The 18,496-nt window shown below is 68.0% G+C and carries 17 protein-coding genes; 7 read left to right on the top strand and 10 right to left on the bottom strand.

Features of this window, described 5'->3' with window-relative positions; genetic code table 11:
- Positions 1–75 precede the first annotated feature (75 nt).
- The gene (locus E0T84_RS12195) at positions 76–1,062 is read right to left on the bottom strand and encodes an acyl-CoA dehydrogenase family protein (protein ID WP_138744604.1); all 987 of its coding nucleotides are present in this window, start codon (positions 1,060–1,062) and stop codon (positions 76–78) included.
- Positions 1,063–1,091: 29 nt separating this feature from the next.
- Positions 1,092–2,228 (bottom strand): acyl-CoA dehydrogenase family protein, encoded by a 1,137-nt coding sequence (locus E0T84_RS12190; RefSeq protein ID WP_371725858.1) that lies wholly within the window; start codon positions 2,226–2,228, stop codon positions 1,092–1,094.
- 100 nt (positions 2,229–2,328) lie between these two features.
- Between E0T84_RS12190 and mrx1 the strand changes: the two genes are divergently transcribed.
- Positions 2,329–2,574: a mycoredoxin Mrx1 gene (gene mrx1 / locus E0T84_RS12185; protein ID WP_070184543.1), complete on the top strand. Its 246-nt coding sequence runs from the start codon at positions 2,329–2,331 to the stop codon at positions 2,572–2,574.
- Between the two features lie 16 nt (positions 2,575–2,590).
- Here the strand turns inward: mrx1 and nudC are convergent, their stop codons facing one another.
- On the bottom strand, positions 2,591–3,535 hold the full coding sequence (gene nudC, locus E0T84_RS12180) for an NAD(+) diphosphatase (protein WP_138744564.1): 945 nt from the start codon (positions 3,533–3,535) through the stop codon (positions 2,591–2,593).
- The gene (locus E0T84_RS12175) at positions 3,532–4,611 is read right to left on the bottom strand and encodes a TrkA family potassium uptake protein (protein ID WP_070184541.1); all 1,080 of its coding nucleotides are present in this window, start codon (positions 4,609–4,611) and stop codon (positions 3,532–3,534) included. Before E0T84_RS12175 ends, nudC begins: the two co-directional genes overlap by 4 nt.
- A 75-nt stretch (positions 4,612–4,686) precedes the next feature.
- On the opposite strand from E0T84_RS12175, the gene E0T84_RS12170 reads away from it, so the two are divergent.
- From E0T84_RS12170 to E0T84_RS12160, 3 genes are all read left to right on the top strand, one after another.
- The gene (locus tag E0T84_RS12170) at positions 4,687–5,076 is read left to right on the top strand and encodes a hypothetical protein (RefSeq protein ID WP_070184540.1); all 390 of its coding nucleotides are present in this window, start codon (positions 4,687–4,689) and stop codon (positions 5,074–5,076) included.
- Positions 5,077–5,217: 141 nt separating this feature from the next.
- A complete protein-coding gene (locus E0T84_RS12165; protein ID WP_138744563.1) occupies positions 5,218–5,931 on the top strand; it encodes a VIT family protein in 714 nt (237 codons plus the stop codon).
- Positions 5,932–5,963: 32 nt separating this feature from the next.
- Positions 5,964–6,455 (top strand): DUF2231 domain-containing protein, encoded by a 492-nt coding sequence (locus E0T84_RS12160; protein WP_138744562.1) that lies wholly within the window; start codon positions 5,964–5,966, stop codon positions 6,453–6,455.
- Here E0T84_RS12160 and E0T84_RS12155 read toward each other — a convergent pair.
- Positions 6,452–9,802, bottom strand: a complete 3,351-nt coding sequence (locus E0T84_RS12155) for an ATP-dependent helicase (RefSeq protein WP_371725872.1) — start codon at positions 9,800–9,802, stop codon at positions 6,452–6,454. The two genes, E0T84_RS12160 and E0T84_RS12155, sit on opposite strands and share 4 nt — an antisense overlap.
- Positions 9,742–12,888 carry an ATP-dependent DNA helicase gene (locus E0T84_RS12150; RefSeq protein ID WP_138744561.1) on the bottom strand — a complete coding sequence of 1,049 codons (3,147 nt, stop codon included), beginning with the start codon at positions 12,886–12,888 and terminating at the stop codon, positions 9,742–9,744. Before E0T84_RS12150 ends, E0T84_RS12155 begins: the two co-directional genes overlap by 61 nt.
- A gap of 57 nt (positions 12,889–12,945) precedes the next feature.
- Here E0T84_RS12150 and E0T84_RS12145 point away from each other — a divergent pair, with 57 nt between their 5' ends.
- Together E0T84_RS12145 and E0T84_RS12140 are read left to right on the top strand one after the other, a co-directional pair.
- Positions 12,946–13,719: an alpha/beta hydrolase gene (locus E0T84_RS12145; RefSeq protein WP_138744602.1), complete on the top strand. Its 774-nt coding sequence runs from the start codon at positions 12,946–12,948 to the stop codon at positions 13,717–13,719.
- A 2-nt stretch (positions 13,720–13,721) separates the two neighbouring features.
- Entirely contained in the window at positions 13,722–14,018 is a 297-nt protein-coding gene (locus tag E0T84_RS12140) for an MGMT family protein (RefSeq protein ID WP_138744560.1), read from the top strand.
- Positions 14,019–14,034: 16 nt separating this feature from the next.
- Here E0T84_RS12140 and E0T84_RS12135 read toward each other — a convergent pair whose 3' ends face one another.
- The 3 genes from E0T84_RS12135 to E0T84_RS12125 all read right to left on the bottom strand — a co-directional run bounded on the left by E0T84_RS12135 (position 14,035) and on the right by E0T84_RS12125 (position 17,319).
- The gene (locus E0T84_RS12135) at positions 14,035–14,889 is read right to left on the bottom strand and encodes a TIGR02569 family protein (protein WP_070187179.1); all 855 of its coding nucleotides are present in this window, start codon (positions 14,887–14,889) and stop codon (positions 14,035–14,037) included.
- A 36-nt stretch (positions 14,890–14,925) separates the two neighbouring features.
- Positions 14,926–16,104 carry an adenylyltransferase/sulfurtransferase MoeZ gene (gene moeZ / locus E0T84_RS12130; protein ID WP_110765063.1) on the bottom strand — a complete coding sequence of 393 codons (1,179 nt, stop codon included), beginning with the start codon at positions 16,102–16,104 and terminating at the stop codon, positions 14,926–14,928.
- A 177-nt stretch (positions 16,105–16,281) separates the two neighbouring features.
- Positions 16,282–17,319 (bottom strand): DUF3152 domain-containing protein, encoded by a 1,038-nt coding sequence (locus E0T84_RS12125; protein WP_070187180.1) that lies wholly within the window; start codon positions 17,317–17,319, stop codon positions 16,282–16,284.
- 202 nt (positions 17,320–17,521) lie between these two features.
- Here E0T84_RS12125 and E0T84_RS12120 point away from each other — a divergent pair, with 202 nt between their 5' ends.
- The gene (locus E0T84_RS12120) at positions 17,522–18,178 is read left to right on the top strand and encodes a TetR/AcrR family transcriptional regulator (RefSeq protein WP_036440029.1); all 657 of its coding nucleotides are present in this window, start codon (positions 17,522–17,524) and stop codon (positions 18,176–18,178) included.
- A 4-nt stretch (positions 18,179–18,182) separates the two neighbouring features.
- On the opposite strand, the gene E0T84_RS12115 is transcribed toward E0T84_RS12120, so the two are convergent.
- Positions 18,183–18,422, bottom strand: a complete 240-nt coding sequence (locus E0T84_RS12115) for a DUF3107 domain-containing protein (protein ID WP_070187181.1) — start codon at positions 18,420–18,422, stop codon at positions 18,183–18,185.
- Positions 18,423–18,496: the final 74 nt, after the last annotated feature.

Genomic DNA, 18,496 nt, shown 5'->3' with positions numbered 1-18,496 from the left:
GTCCGCTCAACATATGGTCCCATAGGACAGCGGGTGTCATATCGTCGACATTCCGAATCGCCGATCGAGAGCCGGTCAGTTGTCGGTGGCAGTGGCCAACGCCCACAAGCCTTCCGTCCCGGCGGCGGTGGCGTACTCGGTCAGCATCTGGTCCCAGTGCGCAACCGAGCCGTACTCCGAACGCCACGACAACGCGGGCATGGTGAACTCGTGCAACCGATGCTCAAGCGTGGTGCCGATCGCGCCGTGTACCTGGTGCGCGTTGCGCACCACCACCGAAGCGGCATGCCCGGCACACGAACGTGCCACGGCGACAAGGAAATCCAGGTGCGACGACGACCATCCCGATCGCAGCGCCTCAGCCAGGGCACCGTCGGTGGCCGCTCGGGCCAGCGCCGATTCGGCAGCGATGTCTGCCACCAGATTCTGCACCGCCTGAAACTTGGCCAGCGGCCGGCCGAACTGGATGCGTTCCCGGGCGTGCGCCACCGACAGCTCCAAGATCCGGTCCAGCGCCGCGCAGACCTGAACGGCGCGTACCAGCGCAGCGCGTTGCACGAACTGTTCGACTACGTTGGCAGGCACCGGGTTTCCGGACAGTGTCGCAAGGCTGGCCCGGATGTCGTCGCGCTGCTCCCCGGCGTTGTTGTGTCCGGCGGTGACCGCCAGCGACGCGGTGTCCACATCGGCCACCCGGCAACCGGAGCCGTCGCGCCAGAGCAGCACCACTCGTTCGGAGTCGGCTGCCCACGGCACACCTCGGGCGACACCGTCGGCGTCGAGCACAGCCGCGGTACGTCGGGCGTCGTCGATCTCCAGCCCTGCCGTCTCCAACAACCAGCAGGCCAGCAGATCATGTTCGGCCAGCGGGATTTTCACCCCGTGCCAGGCTGCAGCGCGCAACAGCTCGACCGCCTCGGGCCAGCCGGCGCCGCTACCGCCGGATTCCTCGGACCCGGTCAACCGGACCAGCCCGAGTTCGCCCAGCCGGCCCCATAATTCGGCGATGGCCTCATCGGGCGCGTGTTGCTCGCGATGCGCGGCGAATACCGCCGACATCATCTCGACCAGTTCGGCGTCCGCAACGTCCACTAGCGCATCCCCAATCCGCGGGCGATAACCCCGCGCAACACCTCATTGGTACCGCCGCGGAGGGTGAACCCCGGGCGCTGCACCACCGCATCGGCCAGCATCGCGTCATAGCCGTCGTCGCCGGTCGCACCGAGAACATCGGCGAAATCAGCGATGTCACCCTCGGTGGCGGTTCCCAGCACCTTGACCACGGCCGCAGCGGTGTCGGCCGGTTCGTGGCGCTCCAGCGCACCGGCCACCGCCATCGACATCTGGTGCAGGCCGGTGATACGGGCCAGGTACCGCCCCAGGTCGGTATGGCGCGGCAGCGATCCGTCGCGCATGTGCGTGGCCATGTCGGCCAGCAACGGGAACGTCGACAGGAAACGTTCGGGCCCGCTGCGTTCGAAGCTCAGCTCCGAGGTGACCTGCTGCCAGCCGTTGCCGATCGTCCCGAACACCATGGCGTCGGGCACGAACACCTCATCGAGGATCACCTCGTTGAAATGGTGCTTGCCGTTCATCGAGATGATGGGCCGGATGTCGACGCCCGGTGCGCGCAGGTCCACGATGAACTGACTCAGCCCGTCGTGGCGGTGGGCCGGATCCACCGGCGCACTGCGGGCCAGGCAGATGAACGCGTGGGCCAGATGCGCCCCTGAGGTCCATACCTTGGCCCCGGTGATCGCCCAGCCACCGTCCACCTGCACGGCCTTGGTGCGCACGCTGGCCAGATCCGACCCGGAGTCCGGCTCACTCATCCCGATACCGAAGTAGCACTCGCCTTTGGCTATGGCGGGCAAGAACTTTCGCCGCTGCTCCTCGGTCCCGTACTTGAGCAACGACGGAACGATCTGGCGGTCGGCGATCCAATGCGCCCCCACTGGCGCCCCGGCCGCCAGGAGTTCTTCGGTGACCACGAATCGCTCCTGATGACTGCGCCCGTGCCCGCCGTATTCGACCGGCACCGTCATGCCCAGCCAACCCCGGGCGGACAGCGCCCGGCTGAAGTCCTCGTCCCAACCCGTCAGCCAGCTGTCGGCATACCGGCCGATTGTTCCGGCCCGCTGCTGTTCGGCGACGAACTGCCGCACTTGCAGCCGCAACTCGTCGAGCGCATGCGGGTTGCCGGTTACCGGCGGCACCATCCTGGTCATGTTCAGCTCCGTCCACTGCGGATTAGCAACTTACCGCCGCACGCCGGAGACCTGCGTCACCGCGGGCATGAGACGGCGGTTCAGCTACGTTATGTGCACTATGACTGCTACTCCGGCTTTGACCATGTACACCACGACCTGGTGCGGCTACTGCTCGCGACTCAAGACCGCGCTCAAGTCAGAGGGCATCGCGTGGACCGAGGTCGACATCGAGCAGGATCCGGCCGCCGCCGAGTTCGTGGGCTCGGTCAACGGCGGCAACCACGTCGTGCCGACCGTGAAGTTCGCCGACGGGTCGACGCTGACCAACCCCACCATCAAGCAGGTCAAGGCCAAGCTGGGCTGAGGCGCTACCGGCGACCTCAGTCCAGCGCGGCCCAGGACTCGATGATCTCGCGGGCGATCGAGATCGATCCGGGCAGCAACAGCCGCGATCCGGAACCGTCGGCTGCACCCCAGTCACCCTGATCCAGGGCCTCGCGGATCTCGGCCCGGGTGAACCAGTCGGCCTCGGCGATCTCGCCATCGTTGAACGAGAACGGCTGCTGCGGGTCGCCGATGGCGTGGAAGCCCACCATCAGCGACCGGGGAAACGGCCACGGCTGGCTGCCCAGATACTGCACATCGGTGACCGTGAGGCCGACCTCCTCGGCGATCTCTCGCACCACACAGGTCTCGAACGACTCACCCGCCTCGACGAATCCGGCCAGGATCGAGAACAGCCGCTCGGGCCACGCCGTCTGCCGGGCCAGCACCGCACGGTCGTGGCCGTCATGGACCAGACAGATCACCGCCGGATCGATCCGCGGGAACTCCTCGTGACCGCTGACCGGATCGACCCGCGACCAGCCGCCTTTCGCCGACCGCGTCACCGCACCGTCGACCGCACTGAACCGCGCCCGGTCATGCCAGTTCAGCAGCGCCGTCGCGGTAGCCACCAGCTGCGCACTGACGTCGTCGAACACCTCGCCGGCCCGGCGTAGATCGAGCACCTCGGCCGGTGCGTCGGGATCGTCGGGCCCCTCCAACGCGCTGCGAATGCCCCAGACATGCCGGCCATCGACCAACCGGCCCAGGAACACCGCGTGCTCGGGCGGTTTGTCGGTCCCCAGACTGGAGGCTTTGCCGAGCACCACCTGGCCGCCCGAGATCAGTACCTGGTTACGTCGGTCGACGCGCAGCAGCAGTGCGTCCGGCCAGCCCTCGGTCGCGGCATCGATGTCGGTACGCAGGGCATCGGCCCGATCGGCCCCGACCCGCGAGAGCAGCGGGACGTTGCGCAGTCCGAAGGTAAGGCGTTCGGTCATCGCTCAGCGTCCGCGCTGCGGATGTACAGCAGCCGGTCCCCGAACTCCAGTGCATCCACCTCCGGCGCATCGACCCGCACCAGCCGGCCCGCACGCACCACGCCCAGAACGATGTCGTGCAGATGGCGGGGCGAACCGCCCTCCTCCTTGGGAGTCACCTCACGTTCGGCGATGGCGAAACCGGCATCGGGGGTCAACAGATCCTCCATCATCTCCACCACGCTGGGGGTCTGCGTCGCGATACCGAGCAGCCGGCCCGCGGTCTCCGACGAGACCACCGTGGAATCCGCGCCGGACTGCTTGAGCAGATGCAGGTTGTCCGACTCCCGCACCGCGGCGATGATCTTGGCCTTCGGCGCCAGTTCCCGGGCCGTCAGCGTGACCAGCACCGCGCTGGCGTCATCGTCGGCGGCAACGATGATCGACTTGGCATGTTGCGCACCGGCCAGCCGCAGCACACCGGAATTGGTGGCATCGCCGTGCACGGTCACCAGCCCAGCGCCCTTGGCCCGTTCCAGCGCGGCCGCGTTCTCGTCGACGACGACGATGTCGGCCGGGGAAACCTCATCACCGACCATCGCGGCGACCGCCGTCCGGCCCTTGGTGCCGTATCCGACGACGACAGTGTGGTTACGCACTTTGTTCCTCCATCGCTGAATCTTCAGCGCCTGCCGGGATTGGGTGGTCAGGGTTTCCACGGTGGTACCGATGAGGACGATCAGGAACGCCACCCGCAACGGCGTGATCACCAGGACGTTGACCAGACGTGCACCCGGCGTGAACGGTGTGATGTCGCCGTAGCCGGTCGTCGACAGGGACACGGTCGCGTAATAGAGGCAGTCGAGGAAAGACAACCCGTTACCCTGGGCGTCCTTGTAGCCGTCCCGGTCGAAATAGACGATGAACACCGCCGCGAACAGCGCCAGCAATGCGTAGATGACCCGCCGGAAGATGCGCTGCCCCGGGCTGATGAACGGCTCGGGGATACGCAACACGTCGACGAGCGCGGCGTCCGGGCGCGAAGTCACGTTCGAGTCGATCGCGGCGAGGCGGCGCCGCAGCCTGCCTTTAACCACGCGACCCCATCATCGAGCAAGGCGCCCCGGGACGCGCCGGGATCAATCCGATCAGACGCACGCAACAATGTAACCATGACCGCACCCAAGGCTCAGCGGATCTCCGCCGCACCCGCCGCCCAACGCATGGCCGCCCTGCTCCTGGGTATGGGCGCACTGCACTTCGTCGCGCCCAAACCGTTCGACACGATCATCCCGGCCGAGCTGCCCGGCAGCGCCCGGTTCTACACCTACGCCTCCGGGGTGGGCGAGCTGGCGACCGGAGCCTTGCTGGCAGTGCCCCGCACCCGCCGGCTCGGCGCATTGGCTGCCGTCGCGCTGTTCCTCGCGGTGTTCCCGGGCAACCTGAACATGGTTCGGCTGTGGTGGGACAAGCCGTGGCCCATGCGGATCGTGGCCATCGCGCGGCTGCCGCTGCAGATCCCGATGATCACCTCGGCGCTACGGGTGTACCGCAACTCGTAGTCGGCTGGGCGCGCCTGCTGTCCAGAACACCTGGGCAGCAGGCTGATTCGTTGCCGGCACGACGCGCGGCAACGCGCAGGGCAAAGTTTGGCAAGGCTATCGTTGCTGGTGGCGCGGGGTTCTCACCGATATCGTCGGACCGTGACGAACCCGAGCCACCCGTCCGAACCGCACCTGGGTTCACTGTCGTCGAAGCTGAACTGGCTGCGTGCCGGGGTTTTGGGCGCGAACGACGGCATCGTCTCCACGGCCGGCATCGTCGTGGGCGTGGCGGCCGCGACGGTCGAGAAGGCACCGATACTGACCGCCGGTATCGCCGGCCTGGCCGCGGGCGCGGTCTCGATGGCGTTGGGCGAGTACGTCTCGGTGAGCACGCAACGTGACACCGAACGCGCCTTGCTGCGCAAGGAGCGCCGCGAGTTGCGCGACGATCCGGCGGCCGAATTGGACGAGTTGACCGCGCTCTACGAAGCGAAGGGGTTGTCGACCGCAACCGCGCGCACGGTCGCCGAGGAGCTGACCGACCACGACGCCTTCGCCGCGCACGCCGAGGTGGAACTGGGCATCGACCCCAAGGATCTGACGAATCCGTGGCAGGCTGCGGCATCCTCGGCCCTGGCTTTCACCATCGGTGCGTTGTTGCCGCTGATCGCGATCCTGATCCCGCCGACGACATGGCGGATCCCGGTGACCGTGGTGTCGGTACTGCTGGCGCTGATGCTCACCGGTGCGGTGTCGGCCGGGTTGGGTGGGGCGCCGAAAGGACGCGCGGTGCTGCGCAACGTGATCGGTGGCGGTTTGGCCCTGGTGATCACTTATCTGATCGGCCTTCTGGTGGGCACCACCATCACCTGACGTCGCATCGTCCCGACCAGCCAAGGAGTCCCGTGACAGTCATCAACGGCCTACCGGCCCATGTCCTGCTCGTCCACGCACTGGTTGTACTGGTGCCGCTCACCGCCGTGCTGGAGATGGTCTGTGCACTATGGCCCACCGCACGGCGAGGGCAATTGTTGTGGCTGACGCTCATCCTGGCCTTTGTCACAACGGTTTTGACGCCCCTGACGACATATGCCGGCGAATGGCTCTACGACCTCCGCCCTGCCCAGGACGCGGTGCTGCAAGAGCATGCCGAGCGCGGCGACACCATGATCTATTTCTCGCTCGCCCTGCTCGTCGTCGCACTGGCCTTGGTGGGATTGCACTTCGCCGAACGGCGCGACGACAGCCGACGGGTGCTCTACCACGCCGCGGTCGGGGTGATCGCCGTGCTGGTGGGGGTGTCCTCGATCGTGCAGATCTACCGCATCGGTGATCTCGGAGCACGGTCGGTCTGGGGATCCGAGATCGCCAACCTGACCTCGGCCGGTGATCGCTAGGACTCCTGCTCGATTTCCGGCGATCCGGTTACCGGATCGGTCAGCAGAGCGACGAGTTCGTCCTCTCCGGGAAGCGACTCGGGGCTGACCGTCTGGCCCGAACGCACGTAATGGAACGCGGCCCGCACCGTTTCCGGCGGGCACCCACGCAGCGACGCCCAGGCCAGGCGGTACACCGCGAGCTGCACCGCCGCCTGCGCCATGGCTTCCGGGGTGGCCGGGGGGTCGCCGGTCTTCCAGTCCACCACGGTGGTGGTGCCGTCCTCCTGCGCGAACACCGCGTCGATGCGACCACGCACCACAATGGTGCGGGCCTGCCCGATCGCCATGTCGAACGGCACCTCCACCTCGATCGGAGTGCGTGCTGCCCACGGCGACATGACGAACGCGTCCTGCAACTCGGACAACTCGGCTGCGTTGGCCCGCCCACTGTCGCTGTCTACCGCACCAGGCAGATCATCGAGGTCGAACAACCGCTCAGAGTGGAAAAAACGTTGCACCCACTCGTGAAAAGCGGTGCCCAACAGGGCATGCGGATCCGGACGCTGGGGCAACCTGCGGCGCAGACGCTGCAACGCACCCTGGCGATCGCGGCTGAGCTCAACCAGTGTGCTGACCGACAGCTGACCGGGGAGCTCCACCGGAGCGGCCTGCGGTGGCCGATCTCGTTCGGCCAGCAAGGCATCGACGTCGGCGGCCCAGCCTTCCTGATCGGCGCTGCTCTCGTGCTGTTCCCCGCCGGTCAGTACCTGCGTCACCAGCTGTGCGCCCCGGTCGACATCAGAAGCCCGCGCCGCAGGAGCGGGCCAGCTGGCTTCGACCGTCTTGTCCCGCAACGGGTTGACCTCACCGCCCGGCGGATCCGGCGCCCACTGCTCGACCTCCCCGCATGGATGGCCCTGCGCAGCGGCGTCCTCCACGATGGCTTGGATCTCACGCAGGAACTCCGATGGGCCACGCGGCTTGCTCTCCGTTGCACCCCAATGGTGTCCGGAGATCAGCAAGGTGTCCTCGGAGCGGGTGATCGCGACGTAGAGCAGCCGGCGTTCCTCGTCGACGCGCCGCTGTTCGAGGCTTCGCTTGTGGTCGGATATCTTGTCCGACAAGATCTTCCGGTCGTTGATGTCCGACGTGTCGAGCACCGGCACACCGAGCTCTGATTCGGTGGCGCGGTCACCGCGCAGCAGCGGGGGCAGGTCCGACGGGTCCGTCAGCCACGTCCGGGCCGATGCCGTCGACGGAAACACCCGGCCACTCAGATGCGGCACCGCCACCACCTGCCACTCCAGCCCCTTCGCGGCGTGCACGGTGAGGATCTGCACCCGGTCCTGCGACACCGTCAGTTCGGCTGGAGCCAAGCCGTTTTCCACCTCGGACGCGACATCCAGATACGCCAGTAGTGCGAGCACCGACCCGCCCGGCCGACCGGCGAAATCGGCCACGAGATCACAGAAGGTGTCGAGATTCTCGGTTCCTGTCCAGCCCGCGGTCACGGGACGCGCCGCACGTGCCTCGGCATCCAACCCGGTGACCCGCCGCACCTCGGCCACCAGCTCGGGCAGCGGGTGACTCAAATGCGCACGCAGCATGGTGAGCTCACGGCCGAGCGCCTCGATCCGCTGCCGGCCGGCCGGTGAATAGTGCTCGGCGGCACCGGGATCGCAGATCGCGTCGGCCAGACAGGCCGAATCGGCATCCGGCGCGGCCTGGGCCACGATCTCGGCAGCGCTGGGCTCCCCCACCGTCCGGTCATCCAGCTCCCTGGCGCGCCGCCACAATGCGGCGATGTCCCGGGCGCCGAACCGCCAGCGCGGTCCGGTCAAGACCCGCATCACAGCCGAACCCGCTGCTGGATCGGCGACCAACCGCAGCATCGCGACCAGATCGGCCACCTCGGGCACTGCCAGCAACCCGGCCACCCCGACCACCTCGACGGGCACCCCGCGGGCACTGAGCGCCTCGGCCATCGGCGCGGCGTCGGCGTTGCGCCGCACCAGCACCGCGGCGGTCGGTGTGGCCGCACCCTGGGCCACCGCGCCGTGATAGATCTGGGCCAGATGATCTGCCACCCAGTCACGTTCGGTCTCGACATCCGACAGCAGTGCGCACCGAATCGTGCCGGGCGCTGCTTCGGGCCGCGGCCGCAATTCGTGCACCGTCACCGAGCGGCGGCGCGCCTCGGCGGACACCGCATTGGCCAGATGCAGGGCGCTCGGCGGATTGCGCCAGCTGGTCCGCAATTCCAGCGTGGGGGCAGGAGTGCCGTCGGCGAGCGGAAAGTCCGTGGTGAACCTCGGCAGGTTCGTCGCGGACGCACCTCGCCAGCCGTAGATGGACTGGATCGGATCCCCCACCGCGGTCAGCGCAAGGCCGTCATCGACCCCGCCGCCGAACAACGCGGACAGCGCCACCCGTTGGGCATGCCCGGTGTCCTGATATTCATCGAGCAGCACTACCCGGAAGCGTTGCCGCAGTTGCTCGCCGACCTGGGGGAACCTCGACGCGAGCCGCGCGGCAGCCGACATCTGCATCCCGAAATCCATCACCTTGTCGGCACGCATCCGCTGGTGCAGTGCATCGATCAACGGCACCAGCTCGGTGCGTTCGGTCTGGGTGGCCAGCATTTTCAGCAGCCACTGGCTGGGTCCGCGATCCCGCTGATAGGGCCCGGCCGGCAGAGTGTGGACCAGCCGTTCGAGCTCCAGATGGGTATCGCGCAGCTGGTCGGTGTCGACCAGATGCTCGGCGAGCGCACCGGCCAGCCGCAGCACCATGTCGGTGACGGCGGCCGGTGTCTTCTCGATGGCCAGCTCCCCCGGGTGCGCACACACCACCTCGAAGGCCAGCTGCCACAACTCCGTCTCGCTGAGCAGCCGGGTGTCCGGTTCGACGGGCAGCAGCAACCCGTGCTCGCGCAGCAGCGTGCCGGCGAACGCGTGATAGGTGCTCACCGTCGCGGTCTCGTCAGCGCCCCCGGTCGGTGGTGCGAGCCCGGCCCCCGCCAGCCGGGCCAGCCGGGTCCGCACGCGCCGCAACAACTGACCGGCGGCCTTGCGGGTGAAGGTCAGCCCCAGAACCTGTGAGGGAGTGGCATAGCCGTTGGCGACCAACCAGACCACCCGCGCAGCCATCGTCTCGGTCTTCCCGGCGCCGGCGCCGGCAATCACCACAACGGGCCCCGGCGGTGCGGCGATCACCGCGGCCTGTTCTTCGGTCGGCGGGAACAGACCGAGCGCGGTGGACAGCTCGGCCGGGCTGTACCGCACGCCGGCCGCAGCAGTGGACGTCACGGTCGCTCCCCCACAGCCTGGGCCGGGCACGATGACCGCACCGGGCAGTTCGCGCAGCCGTCGTTGATCCGGGCTGCGAACCGCGGCCCGGCCGTGGCGGCGGCCGCGGTGGCGACGGTGCCCAACCAGTCGGTCCGAGTGTCGGGTGTCATCGGATCCTGTTCACGTTCGGTGGCGCCGGCCGCCCCCGCCTTGCCCAGGTATACCAACCGGCCCCCACCCGGCTCCTCGCCGTGCGGCAACAGCCCCGCGGCGACCGCAAGTTGATAGGTGGCCAACTGGGCGTGCTTTTGTGCGTCGTCCTTGGTGACCGGGCTCTTGCCGGTCTTGAGATCGACCACGACGAGCCGGCCCGCCTGGTCACGCTCGAGTCGGTCCAGCCGGCCCCGCACCTGCACGCCAGGGCCGTCGGGCCCCGGTTCGACGATCACGCCGTCGACATCGATCTCCGTGGCGACCTCGGTCAACTGCCCCCGGGAGTCCTCGCGCCACCGGGTGAAGGTCTCGAGCATCGCCCGGTGCCGCGACAACTCATTGTCCGAATACCACTTCGCCTCGAAAGGCAGGCCCTCCCAGACCATTTCCAGATCGTTGATCAGCTGGCTCTCGGTCTTACCGGAATCGGAGACCAACGCGTGCAACAACGAGCCGACGGTGGAGCGCACATCACGCCCGTCGCTGCCGCCGTGCCGCTCCAGCAGCCAACGCAGCGGGCAGTCGGTGAGCATCTGCAGTGTCGACGGCGACAGCGTGACCACATGTTCGGGGTCCGACCACAGCGGCTCCTCGGTGGACAGCGCCGTCATGGTGTGCCATTGCGAGGGGTCGGCCCCTGGCACTCCGGCTGCGGCCAGCCGAGCCAATTGCGTTGCCGCGCACGACCGCGCGTCGTCGTCGACCGCGCCTTCGGGCGCACACACCACGGCCCGCAGCCGGCCCACCACAGCCGAGGGCAGCAGTACCCGCGGGGCGGCCAACGGCGGCAGCGGCACGTATTCGGTTGCCACCTCGGCCAGTTCGGCACAGAACGGTGAGGGCAGCAGCGATTCATCGCCACCGTCGCTGTCGACCGCGGTCACCAGCAGCCGGGTGCGGGCCCGGCCCATGGCAGCCATCATCAGCCGCCGTTCCTCGGCGAGCAGCGGCGCGCGCGTCGACACCGCACGATCATCCGGCGCGGCCACCCCGTCGAGCACATCGACGAGGTGTTGCGTGCCCAGGATGCCACCCCTTGGAACGGTGTTGGGCCACAAACCTTCCTGCACACCGGCGATCACCACGAAGTCCCATTCCCGGCCGAGTGCGGCGTGCGCGCTGAGCACCGCCACCGCATCGGTCTGCGGGTCCGCCTCCGAAGCCGACATCGACGGTCCCAAGTTCGCGACGTGGTCCACCAGCCCGCGCAGCGTCGCTCCCGCCGTTCGGCTCACATACTGGTCGGCCACATCGAACAATGCCGTCACCGCGTCCAGATCGCGGTCGGCCTGTGCTCCGATGGTGCCGCCCCGCTCGCTGGCGGCCAGCCAGCGCGGCTGCAACCGGCAGGCATTCCAGGCCTGCCACAGGGTGTAGCGCGGGTCGGCGCCCTCACGCTGGCTGCGGCGGGCAGCTGACAACACCGACCGCAACCGGCGCAGCGGCTTGGCGTGCTCAGCCGACAAACCAGCCGGCTCAGTATCGATCGCAGCGATCAGCAGGTCGGTGAAATCCCTTGGCGGCGTGGAGCCGTCGACGCGGCGCAAGGCCCGGCGCAACTGCCGCAGAGTCACCGGGTCGACGCGCCCGATCGGACCGGTGAGCAGGCTGACCGCACCGTCGCCGTCCAGCCGAGCGGACGCCGTCGCCTCCAACACGGTAAGTAGGGCCGCCACCGCCGGCTGCTGCGCGAGCCCCAGATCGGGGCCCGCGGACTGCACGGGCACGCCGGCACCGCTCAGCGCCCGCGCCAGTGCGGCGCCCACCCGGGGAATCGAGCGCACCACGACCGCCATCTGCGACCACGGCACCCCATCTATCAGGTGGGCGCGCCGCAGGGCGTCGGCGATGAACGCGTTCTCGGCGTGCGGCGTGGCGGCCATCCGCAGGGTCACTTCACCCTGACCGCGCTCGGGATTGCCCGCCAAGGCTCGCGCCGGACCGACACCGGGCAGGCGGCGGGCGACACCCGAGATCGCCGCTGCCACCGCAGGGGCACAGCGGTGCGACCGGTTCAGGGTGATGGCCGGAACAGCATCCCCGTTGTCGTCGCGCAACAACGCCGGATCGGCGCCCCGGTAACCGAACACCGACTGGTCCGGATCGCCCGCGATGACCGTCAGACCCGCGCGGGCGGCCAACACCCGAACCAGCAGGGCGGCCTGCGGATCGAGGTGCTGCGCATCGTCGACCAACAGCAGGCTGATCCGCGCACGCTCGCCCGCCAGCAGATCGGCATCGGTACCCAGCGCATCCAACGCCGCACCGACGAGCTCGGCTGCCCCCAATGCCGGCACGGTGGCCTGCGGTGCGGCCATGCCGACTGCCGACCGCAACAGCATGATCTGCTCGTAGACCTGCGCAAACCGGCCGGCCACCAACCATTCCGCACGCCCGGCGGAGCGGCCCAGCCGTTGCAGGGCACGCGGATCCACCCCACGCTCGGTGCAACGGGCCAGCAGATCACGCAGTTCGGTGGCGAAACCCGCGGTGCTCAGCGCCGGCCACAACTGCTCAGGCCAACCCACGGGTGAGTTGGCACCGTCCTCCAGATCGCCGGCCAGCAGCTCACGGATGATGCCGTCCTGCTCGGCAGTGGTGATCAGCCGGGGCGGCGGGTCACCGTTGCGCTGGGCTGCCAGACGCAATACCGCAAAGGCATAAGAGTGCACGGTGCGCACCAGCGGTTCCCGCACCACGCCGTGCGTTCCTGCCCCGAGCAGTCGCGCGGTGATGGCGGCCCTGGCCTCCGATCCCAATCGGGCCGACCCGGTCAACAACAACACCGACTCGGGGTCGGTGCCGGCCGCGATGTGCTCGACCGCGGTGTTGATCAACAGCGAGCTCTTTCCGGTGCCCGGACCGCCCAGCACCCGCACCATCCCGTCGCGGCCGGGTGCCAGCAGCTCAGTGCCCGCCAGGGCGGGCTGGAGGTGTTGTGCGGTCATGGAATGCATGACACCAGAAGGGACCGACAAGTAGCGGAGTCTGGCAGCATGCATCAGATGTCCGCCGAGAAGTTGCACGTTCACCGCTACGGCCCCGATCGGGCGCCCCAACTGCTGCTCGTCCATGGGTTGACCGGGCACGGCCGGCGGTGGAAGACGCTGGCCGAGCAGCACCTTCCGGGGGTGAGTGTGCTCGCCCCCGATCTGCTCGGGCACGGCCGTTCGTCGTGGGCCGCCCCGTGGACGCTCGACGCGAACGTCGCGGCGGTGGCGTCGCTGTTGGGCGGCCCGACGCTGGTGGTCGGGCATTCGTTCGGCGGTGCGGTGGCGCTCAATCTCGCTGCCGCACATCCGGATCTGGTCAGCGGACTGGTGTTGCTGGATCCCGCGGTGGAGCTCGACGGCGAATGGATGCGTGAGATCGCCGATGCCATGTTGGCCTCACCCGACTATCCCGACCGTGCCGAGGCCCGCGCCGAGAAGGCCGATGGTTCGTGGGGCGAGGTGGATCCGGCTGAGTTGGACCGGGACCTCGACGAGCACCTGGTCGAGCTGCCCGGCGGTCGCTACGCGTGGCGGATCAGCATTCCGGCCATGTTGTCGTATTGGAGCGAGCTGGCCCGCCCGGTTGCTCTGCCGCGCAAGGGCACTCCCACGGTTCTGGTTCGCGCCACCCGGACCAGCCCGCCGTATGCGCGTGACGGCCTCATCAGTGCGTTGGGCGCGCACCTCGGTGCGGATTTCACGCTGCTGGATTGGGATTGCGACCATATGGTGGGCCAGGCCAAACCCGTCGAGACAGCCAAGTTGATCCTCGAGCAGCTGGGGTAAACATGCCTGCCGTCACCGAGGAACAGGTGGAGACCGTGCGAGCGCTGGTCGCCGCGATTCCGTCGGGCCGGGTCAGCACCTACGGTGACATTGCTGATGCCGCAGGGCTTTCCAGCCCGCGGATCGTCGGTTGGATCATGCGGACCGATTCCTCGGACCTGCCCTGGCACCGGGTGATCCCGGCGTCGGGGCGGCCGGCCCCGCACCTGGCCACCCGGCAGTTGGAACGACTACGCGCCGAGGGTGTGCTGGCCGTCGACGGGCGCGTGCGCCTGGGCGAGTACCGGCACCAGTTCTGACCGCAGGAAACGTGGACTACAGGATCAGGCGGACCAGCGAGGCGGTGCGCGCCAGGCCAGGGAAGGCCGCCGCGGTGGACCGCGGATGCAGAGCATGCACGGCCAGTCGGAACATCAACGCCCGCAACAACATCTGCGGCCACTCCGGGAGCGACTGCCACCGCTCGATCAAGCCGTCGTCGGCGTCACCCCAGGACAACGCGTCGACCACCACCACGCCCGCCGCCCACGGCGCCGGACGCCAGTACGGGGTGATGTCGGTGATGCCCGGCGCCGCAGTCCCGGCGAACAGCACTGTGCCGTAGAGATCGCCATGTACCAGTTGACTGGCGCTCCTGGTCGGTCTGCGCAGACCGGCCAACTGATTGATCAGCTCCACCGAACGTTGACCGTCCGATGAGCCGGGCGATACCCGGGCACCGGGCGGCAACGAGTGCAACGGCCGGTCCTCCCAGGCGGCCCGGTCGGCGGCGATGAACACGTCGACGTCGGCCCATGGTGCGACCGGAGGCTGGGTGAGGAAGCGGGGCCGATCCAGCTTCGCCGTGGCCTCGTGCAATCGCACTGCCGCCGATACCACCTCGTCATGGCGGGGTTCGGGCGTGCCCGCGACGAAAGTATCGGCCCGCCACCCGGCGACCACGTATCGACCGTCCGTCGAACGGACCGGGCGGGCCAGCCGCACCCCGTCGATGAACAGTGACTCGCGCACCTTGGCCGACCACGCCGCACGGGCGTGCTCGGGCACCATCGACATCACGACTTCGCCGCAGCGCCAGCCACCCTCCCAGCTTGAGCCGAGCGGTACCGGGCGCACCCCGGACAGGCCGAACGCCGCCAGCACATGTTCCGGCGGCCGTTCCACACTCACAGCCTCAGCCTAAGCTGTAGACCGGCAAACCAGCCGTCAGTACATCACCATGTCGGGCTCGAGTTGCTTGGCCCAAGCCACAATTCCGCCCTGCAGATGCATCGCATCGGAAAACCCGGCCTTCTTCACGATGGCGAGCACCTCGGCCGAACGGATCCCGGTCTTGCAGTACAGCACCGGTGTCCGGTCCACCGCGAGCTTGGCCAACGCGTCACCCGACTCGAAAGATGGCTTGGGGATGAGTTCGGCACCCTCGATGTGATTGATGTCCCACTCGACGGGTTCGCGGACATCGATCAGCGCCAACGGTTTCCCGGAGTCGATGAGTTCCTTGAGCTCGCCCGGGGTGATCGTGGAGTCGGCAGCGGCGGCCGCAGCTTCGTCGGAAACCACACCGCAGAACGCCTCGTAGTCGATCAACTCGGTGATCTTCGGAGTGGCCGGATCCTTGCGGATCCGGATGGTCCGGTACGACATCTCCAGCGCGTCGTACACCATGAGCCGGCCCAGCAGCGGTTCGCCGATGCCGGTGATGAGCTTGATGGCCTCGGTTCCCATCACCGACGCGATCGAGGCGCACAGGATGCCCAGCACCCCACCTTCGGCGCAGGAGGGCACCATGCCCGGTGGCGGCGGCTCGGGATACAGGTCGCGGTAGTTGAGACCGAGACCGTCGGGCGCGTCCTCCCAGAACACCGACACTTGGCCCTCGAACCGGTAGATCGAGCCCCACACATAGGGCTTGCCTGCCAACACCGCGGCGTCGTTGACCAGGTAGCGCGTGGCGAAGTTGTCGGTACCGTCCAGGATCAGGTCGTACTGGCTGAACAGCTCCACCGCGTTGTCGGGCTCCAACCGGAACTCATGCAGGTTCACCGTCACCAGCGGGTTGATCTCCAGCACCGACTCCTTGGCGCTCTGCGCCTTGGACTTCCCGATGTCGGACTGGCCATGGATGATCTGGCGCTGCAGGTTGGACTCGTCGACCACGTCGAACTCGACGATGCCGATGGTGCCCACCCCCGCCGCGGCCAGGTACAGCAGCGTCGGCGAACCCAGCCCGCCGGCCCCGATCACCAGGACCTTGGCATTCTTCAGCCGCTTCTGCCCGATCACGCCGACGTCCGGAATGATCAGGTGCCGGCTGTAGCGCGTCACCTCTTCGCGGGTCAGCTCGGCGGCCGGCTCAACCAACGGCGGTAACGACACGTCCAAATTCGCGGACACCGTATGTCTCCTCAGATTTTGTGGTCAGTTCAGCGTCCCAGCTGCTCGTACCCACAACGGTAATCCGGTCCCGATACTTCCCGCCGCCGGGCCACCGAGACCGGCCACGGCGGCGCGTCAGGGCCCCGCCGGCACCGCGGCGGCATCCGGCCGCGGCCGCACCTGTCAAGCGATCGGATACGGCCAGGGATTGAACCGGCAGGTCAGGCCGTCGGCCTTGACGGTGCCGGGGTCGAACTTGGCGGCGTCGTCGTTCGAGGTGGAGAACGTCTGTTGCATCATGATCGGCGCCAGCTTGCCGTTGGCCTCACAGGCCTCGTGCCGCTGATAGCCGATGGCGTGACCAACCTCATGGTTGATGAGGTACTGCCGGTACGAGCCGATGTCACCCTGGAACGGCACCGCGCCCCGGACCCAGCGGGCCTCGTTGACGAAGACTCTGGCTTGACTCCCGCCGTACGACGGGTTGTAGCACGACGACTCCAGCTCGATGTCGTACCCGCAGCCCTCGCGCACCGTCATGGGTGAGGTCAGCGACACCCGGAAGTCGGGGTCGACGCCGCTGTTCGCGTCCACCCGGGTGAACGCGAACAGCCCGTTGTGGGTCCAGCTCTTCGGATTGGCCAGGGTCGAGCTGACCATCTGGGCGAAACCTTCGTCGCCGCCGAAGGCAGTGGTGTCCACACCGTCCTCCACCTCGACGGTGTAGGTGAAAGACTTCGTGGTGCCTTCACCGATCTTGGGGGTGGTGCCCGGCACGATCCGCCAGGTCCGCGCCCCGGCCTGGGTGAACTGGCCGCCGGCGGGCAGGATCCCGGTCGGCAGGTTCGCGTCGAACTGGGTCAGCCCTTTGGGCGGCGCGCCGATGATCGACGTACTGGCCACGTCGATGGTGGGCGGGCCCTGCACCGGGCCGTCGTCCTCCTCGGCGGAATGCGGCGCGCTGGTGCCGGTGATGGTCTGGTAGATCACCACCACGGTCAACACGATCAGCACCGGCAGCGCATACGCGCGCCACCCGTAGGTGGACACGAAGCGGCCGATCCACGTCTGCTTACGCCACTGCTGATGGTCGTCCCGATTCGATCGCGCTCGTCCTGAGTCCGCGGCAATCGGATCACGCTGAGCGCGTAGCGGCTCCCGCCACTCGTTGCGCAGCGCCGGGACACGGCCACCCCCGCGACGTCCCGGGTCGTAGGTCACGGGAACCAGAATGGCACAGACTCCTGTGTATCGGTTCTCAGCGCAGCTATGCCGTGACCGCGCTGGTGTCATTTCGAAACCCACGCCCGTTTCTGCGGTGACCGCGCGACGAAACTGGAGCGCCACGGTAGTAGTGTCGGTGCGATCAGCGGCTCGGATGATCATGTCCAAGTGCGCCAGAGCAATACAGATTGAGGACCTGATGAGCGATCTCGCCAACACCGCCGAGAGGAGAGGTGACAAGCCCGCGACCGCTGGTCGACGCGGCAACCGCCTGCCTCGTGACGAGCGGCGCGGACAGCTGTTGGCGGCCGCCAGCGAGGTATTCGTCGAACGCGGCTACCACGCGGCGGGCATGGACGAGATCGCCGAACGCGCAGGTGTCAGCAAGCCCGTTCTGTATCAACACTTTTCGTCGAAGCTCGAGCTCTACCTGGCGGTGCTGCAACGCCATGTCGACAATCTGGTGTCCGGGGTGCGCCAGGCCCTGCGCACCACGACCGACAACCGGCAGCGGTTGCGTGCGGCCGTCGAGGCGTTCTTCGACTTCATCGAGCACGACAGCCAGGGCTACCGGCTGATCTTCGAGAATGACTATGTCAGCGAACCGCAGGTGGCGGCGCAGGTGAAGGTGGCCACCGAGGCCTGTACCGATGCGGTGTTCGATCTGATCAGCCGCGATTCGGGACTCGAGGCCCACCGAGCCAGGATGATCGCGGTCGGATTGGTGGCGATCAGCGTCGACTCGGCGCGTTACTGGCTGACCAACGACCGGCCGATCGACCGGAATACCGCCGTGGACGGCACGGTGCAGTTCGCCTGGGGCGGACTGTCACACGTGCCACTCACGCGGTCGTAGATCTTCAGGCGGTTTCGGCTCCCACGCCGAAGCCGACCCGGCGCACATCGGCGGCGCCGATCTCCACATAGGCGATCCGGCTGGTCTGCACCAGGAAACGCCGCCCCTTCTCGTCAGTCAGCGCCAGCACACCCGAATCCGTACCGAGCGCGTCGGTGACCTGCTGCTCCACCTCGGTGGGTGTCTGCGCGCTGTTGAAGGTCAGCTCGCGCGGGCTGTCCGTGACACCGATTTTGACCTCCACGCTGGACCCTTCTTTCTTTTCTCGCGTCGTGTGTCGACTTCCCTGAGCAGGCTAATGGACGGCCGGAGCCCGCC

Origin of the sequence: Mycobacterium sp. DBP42 (assembly GCF_005924235.1) — a bacterium.
In the GTDB taxonomy this organism is placed as follows: Bacteria; Actinomycetota; Actinomycetes; order Mycobacteriales; family Mycobacteriaceae; genus Mycobacterium; species Mycobacterium syngnathidarum.
The sequence above is the reverse complement of the archived record's forward strand: the minus strand, read 5'-3'. Positions and strand labels throughout refer to the sequence as shown.

Excerpts from the sequence above, each read along its gene's own strand:
- E0T84_RS12195 (WP_138744604.1), bottom strand. The coding sequence starts at position 1,062 with ATGATGTCGGCGGTATTCGCCGCGCATCGCGAGCAACACGCGCCCGAT.
- E0T84_RS12190 (WP_371725858.1), bottom strand. The coding sequence starts at position 2,228 with ATGACCAGGATGGTGCCGCCGGTAACCGGCAACCCGCATGCGCTCGAC.
- mrx1 (WP_070184543.1), top strand. The coding sequence starts at position 2,329 with ATGACTGCTACTCCGGCTTTGACCATGTACACCACGACCTGGTGCGGC.
- nudC (WP_138744564.1), bottom strand. The coding sequence starts at position 3,535 with ATGACCGAACGCCTTACCTTCGGACTGCGCAACGTCCCGCTGCTCTCG.
- E0T84_RS12170 (WP_070184540.1), top strand. The coding sequence starts at position 4,687 with ATGACCGCACCCAAGGCTCAGCGGATCTCCGCCGCACCCGCCGCCCAA.
- E0T84_RS12150 (WP_138744561.1), bottom strand. The coding sequence starts at position 12,888 with ATGACCGCACAACACCTCCAGCCCGCCCTGGCGGGCACTGAGCTGCTG.
- E0T84_RS12145 (WP_138744602.1), top strand. The coding sequence starts at position 12,946 with ATGTCCGCCGAGAAGTTGCACGTTCACCGCTACGGCCCCGATCGGGCG.
- E0T84_RS12140 (WP_138744560.1), top strand. The coding sequence starts at position 13,722 with ATGCCTGCCGTCACCGAGGAACAGGTGGAGACCGTGCGAGCGCTGGTC.
- E0T84_RS12120 (WP_036440029.1), top strand. The coding sequence starts at position 17,522 with ATGAGCGATCTCGCCAACACCGCCGAGAGGAGAGGTGACAAGCCCGCG.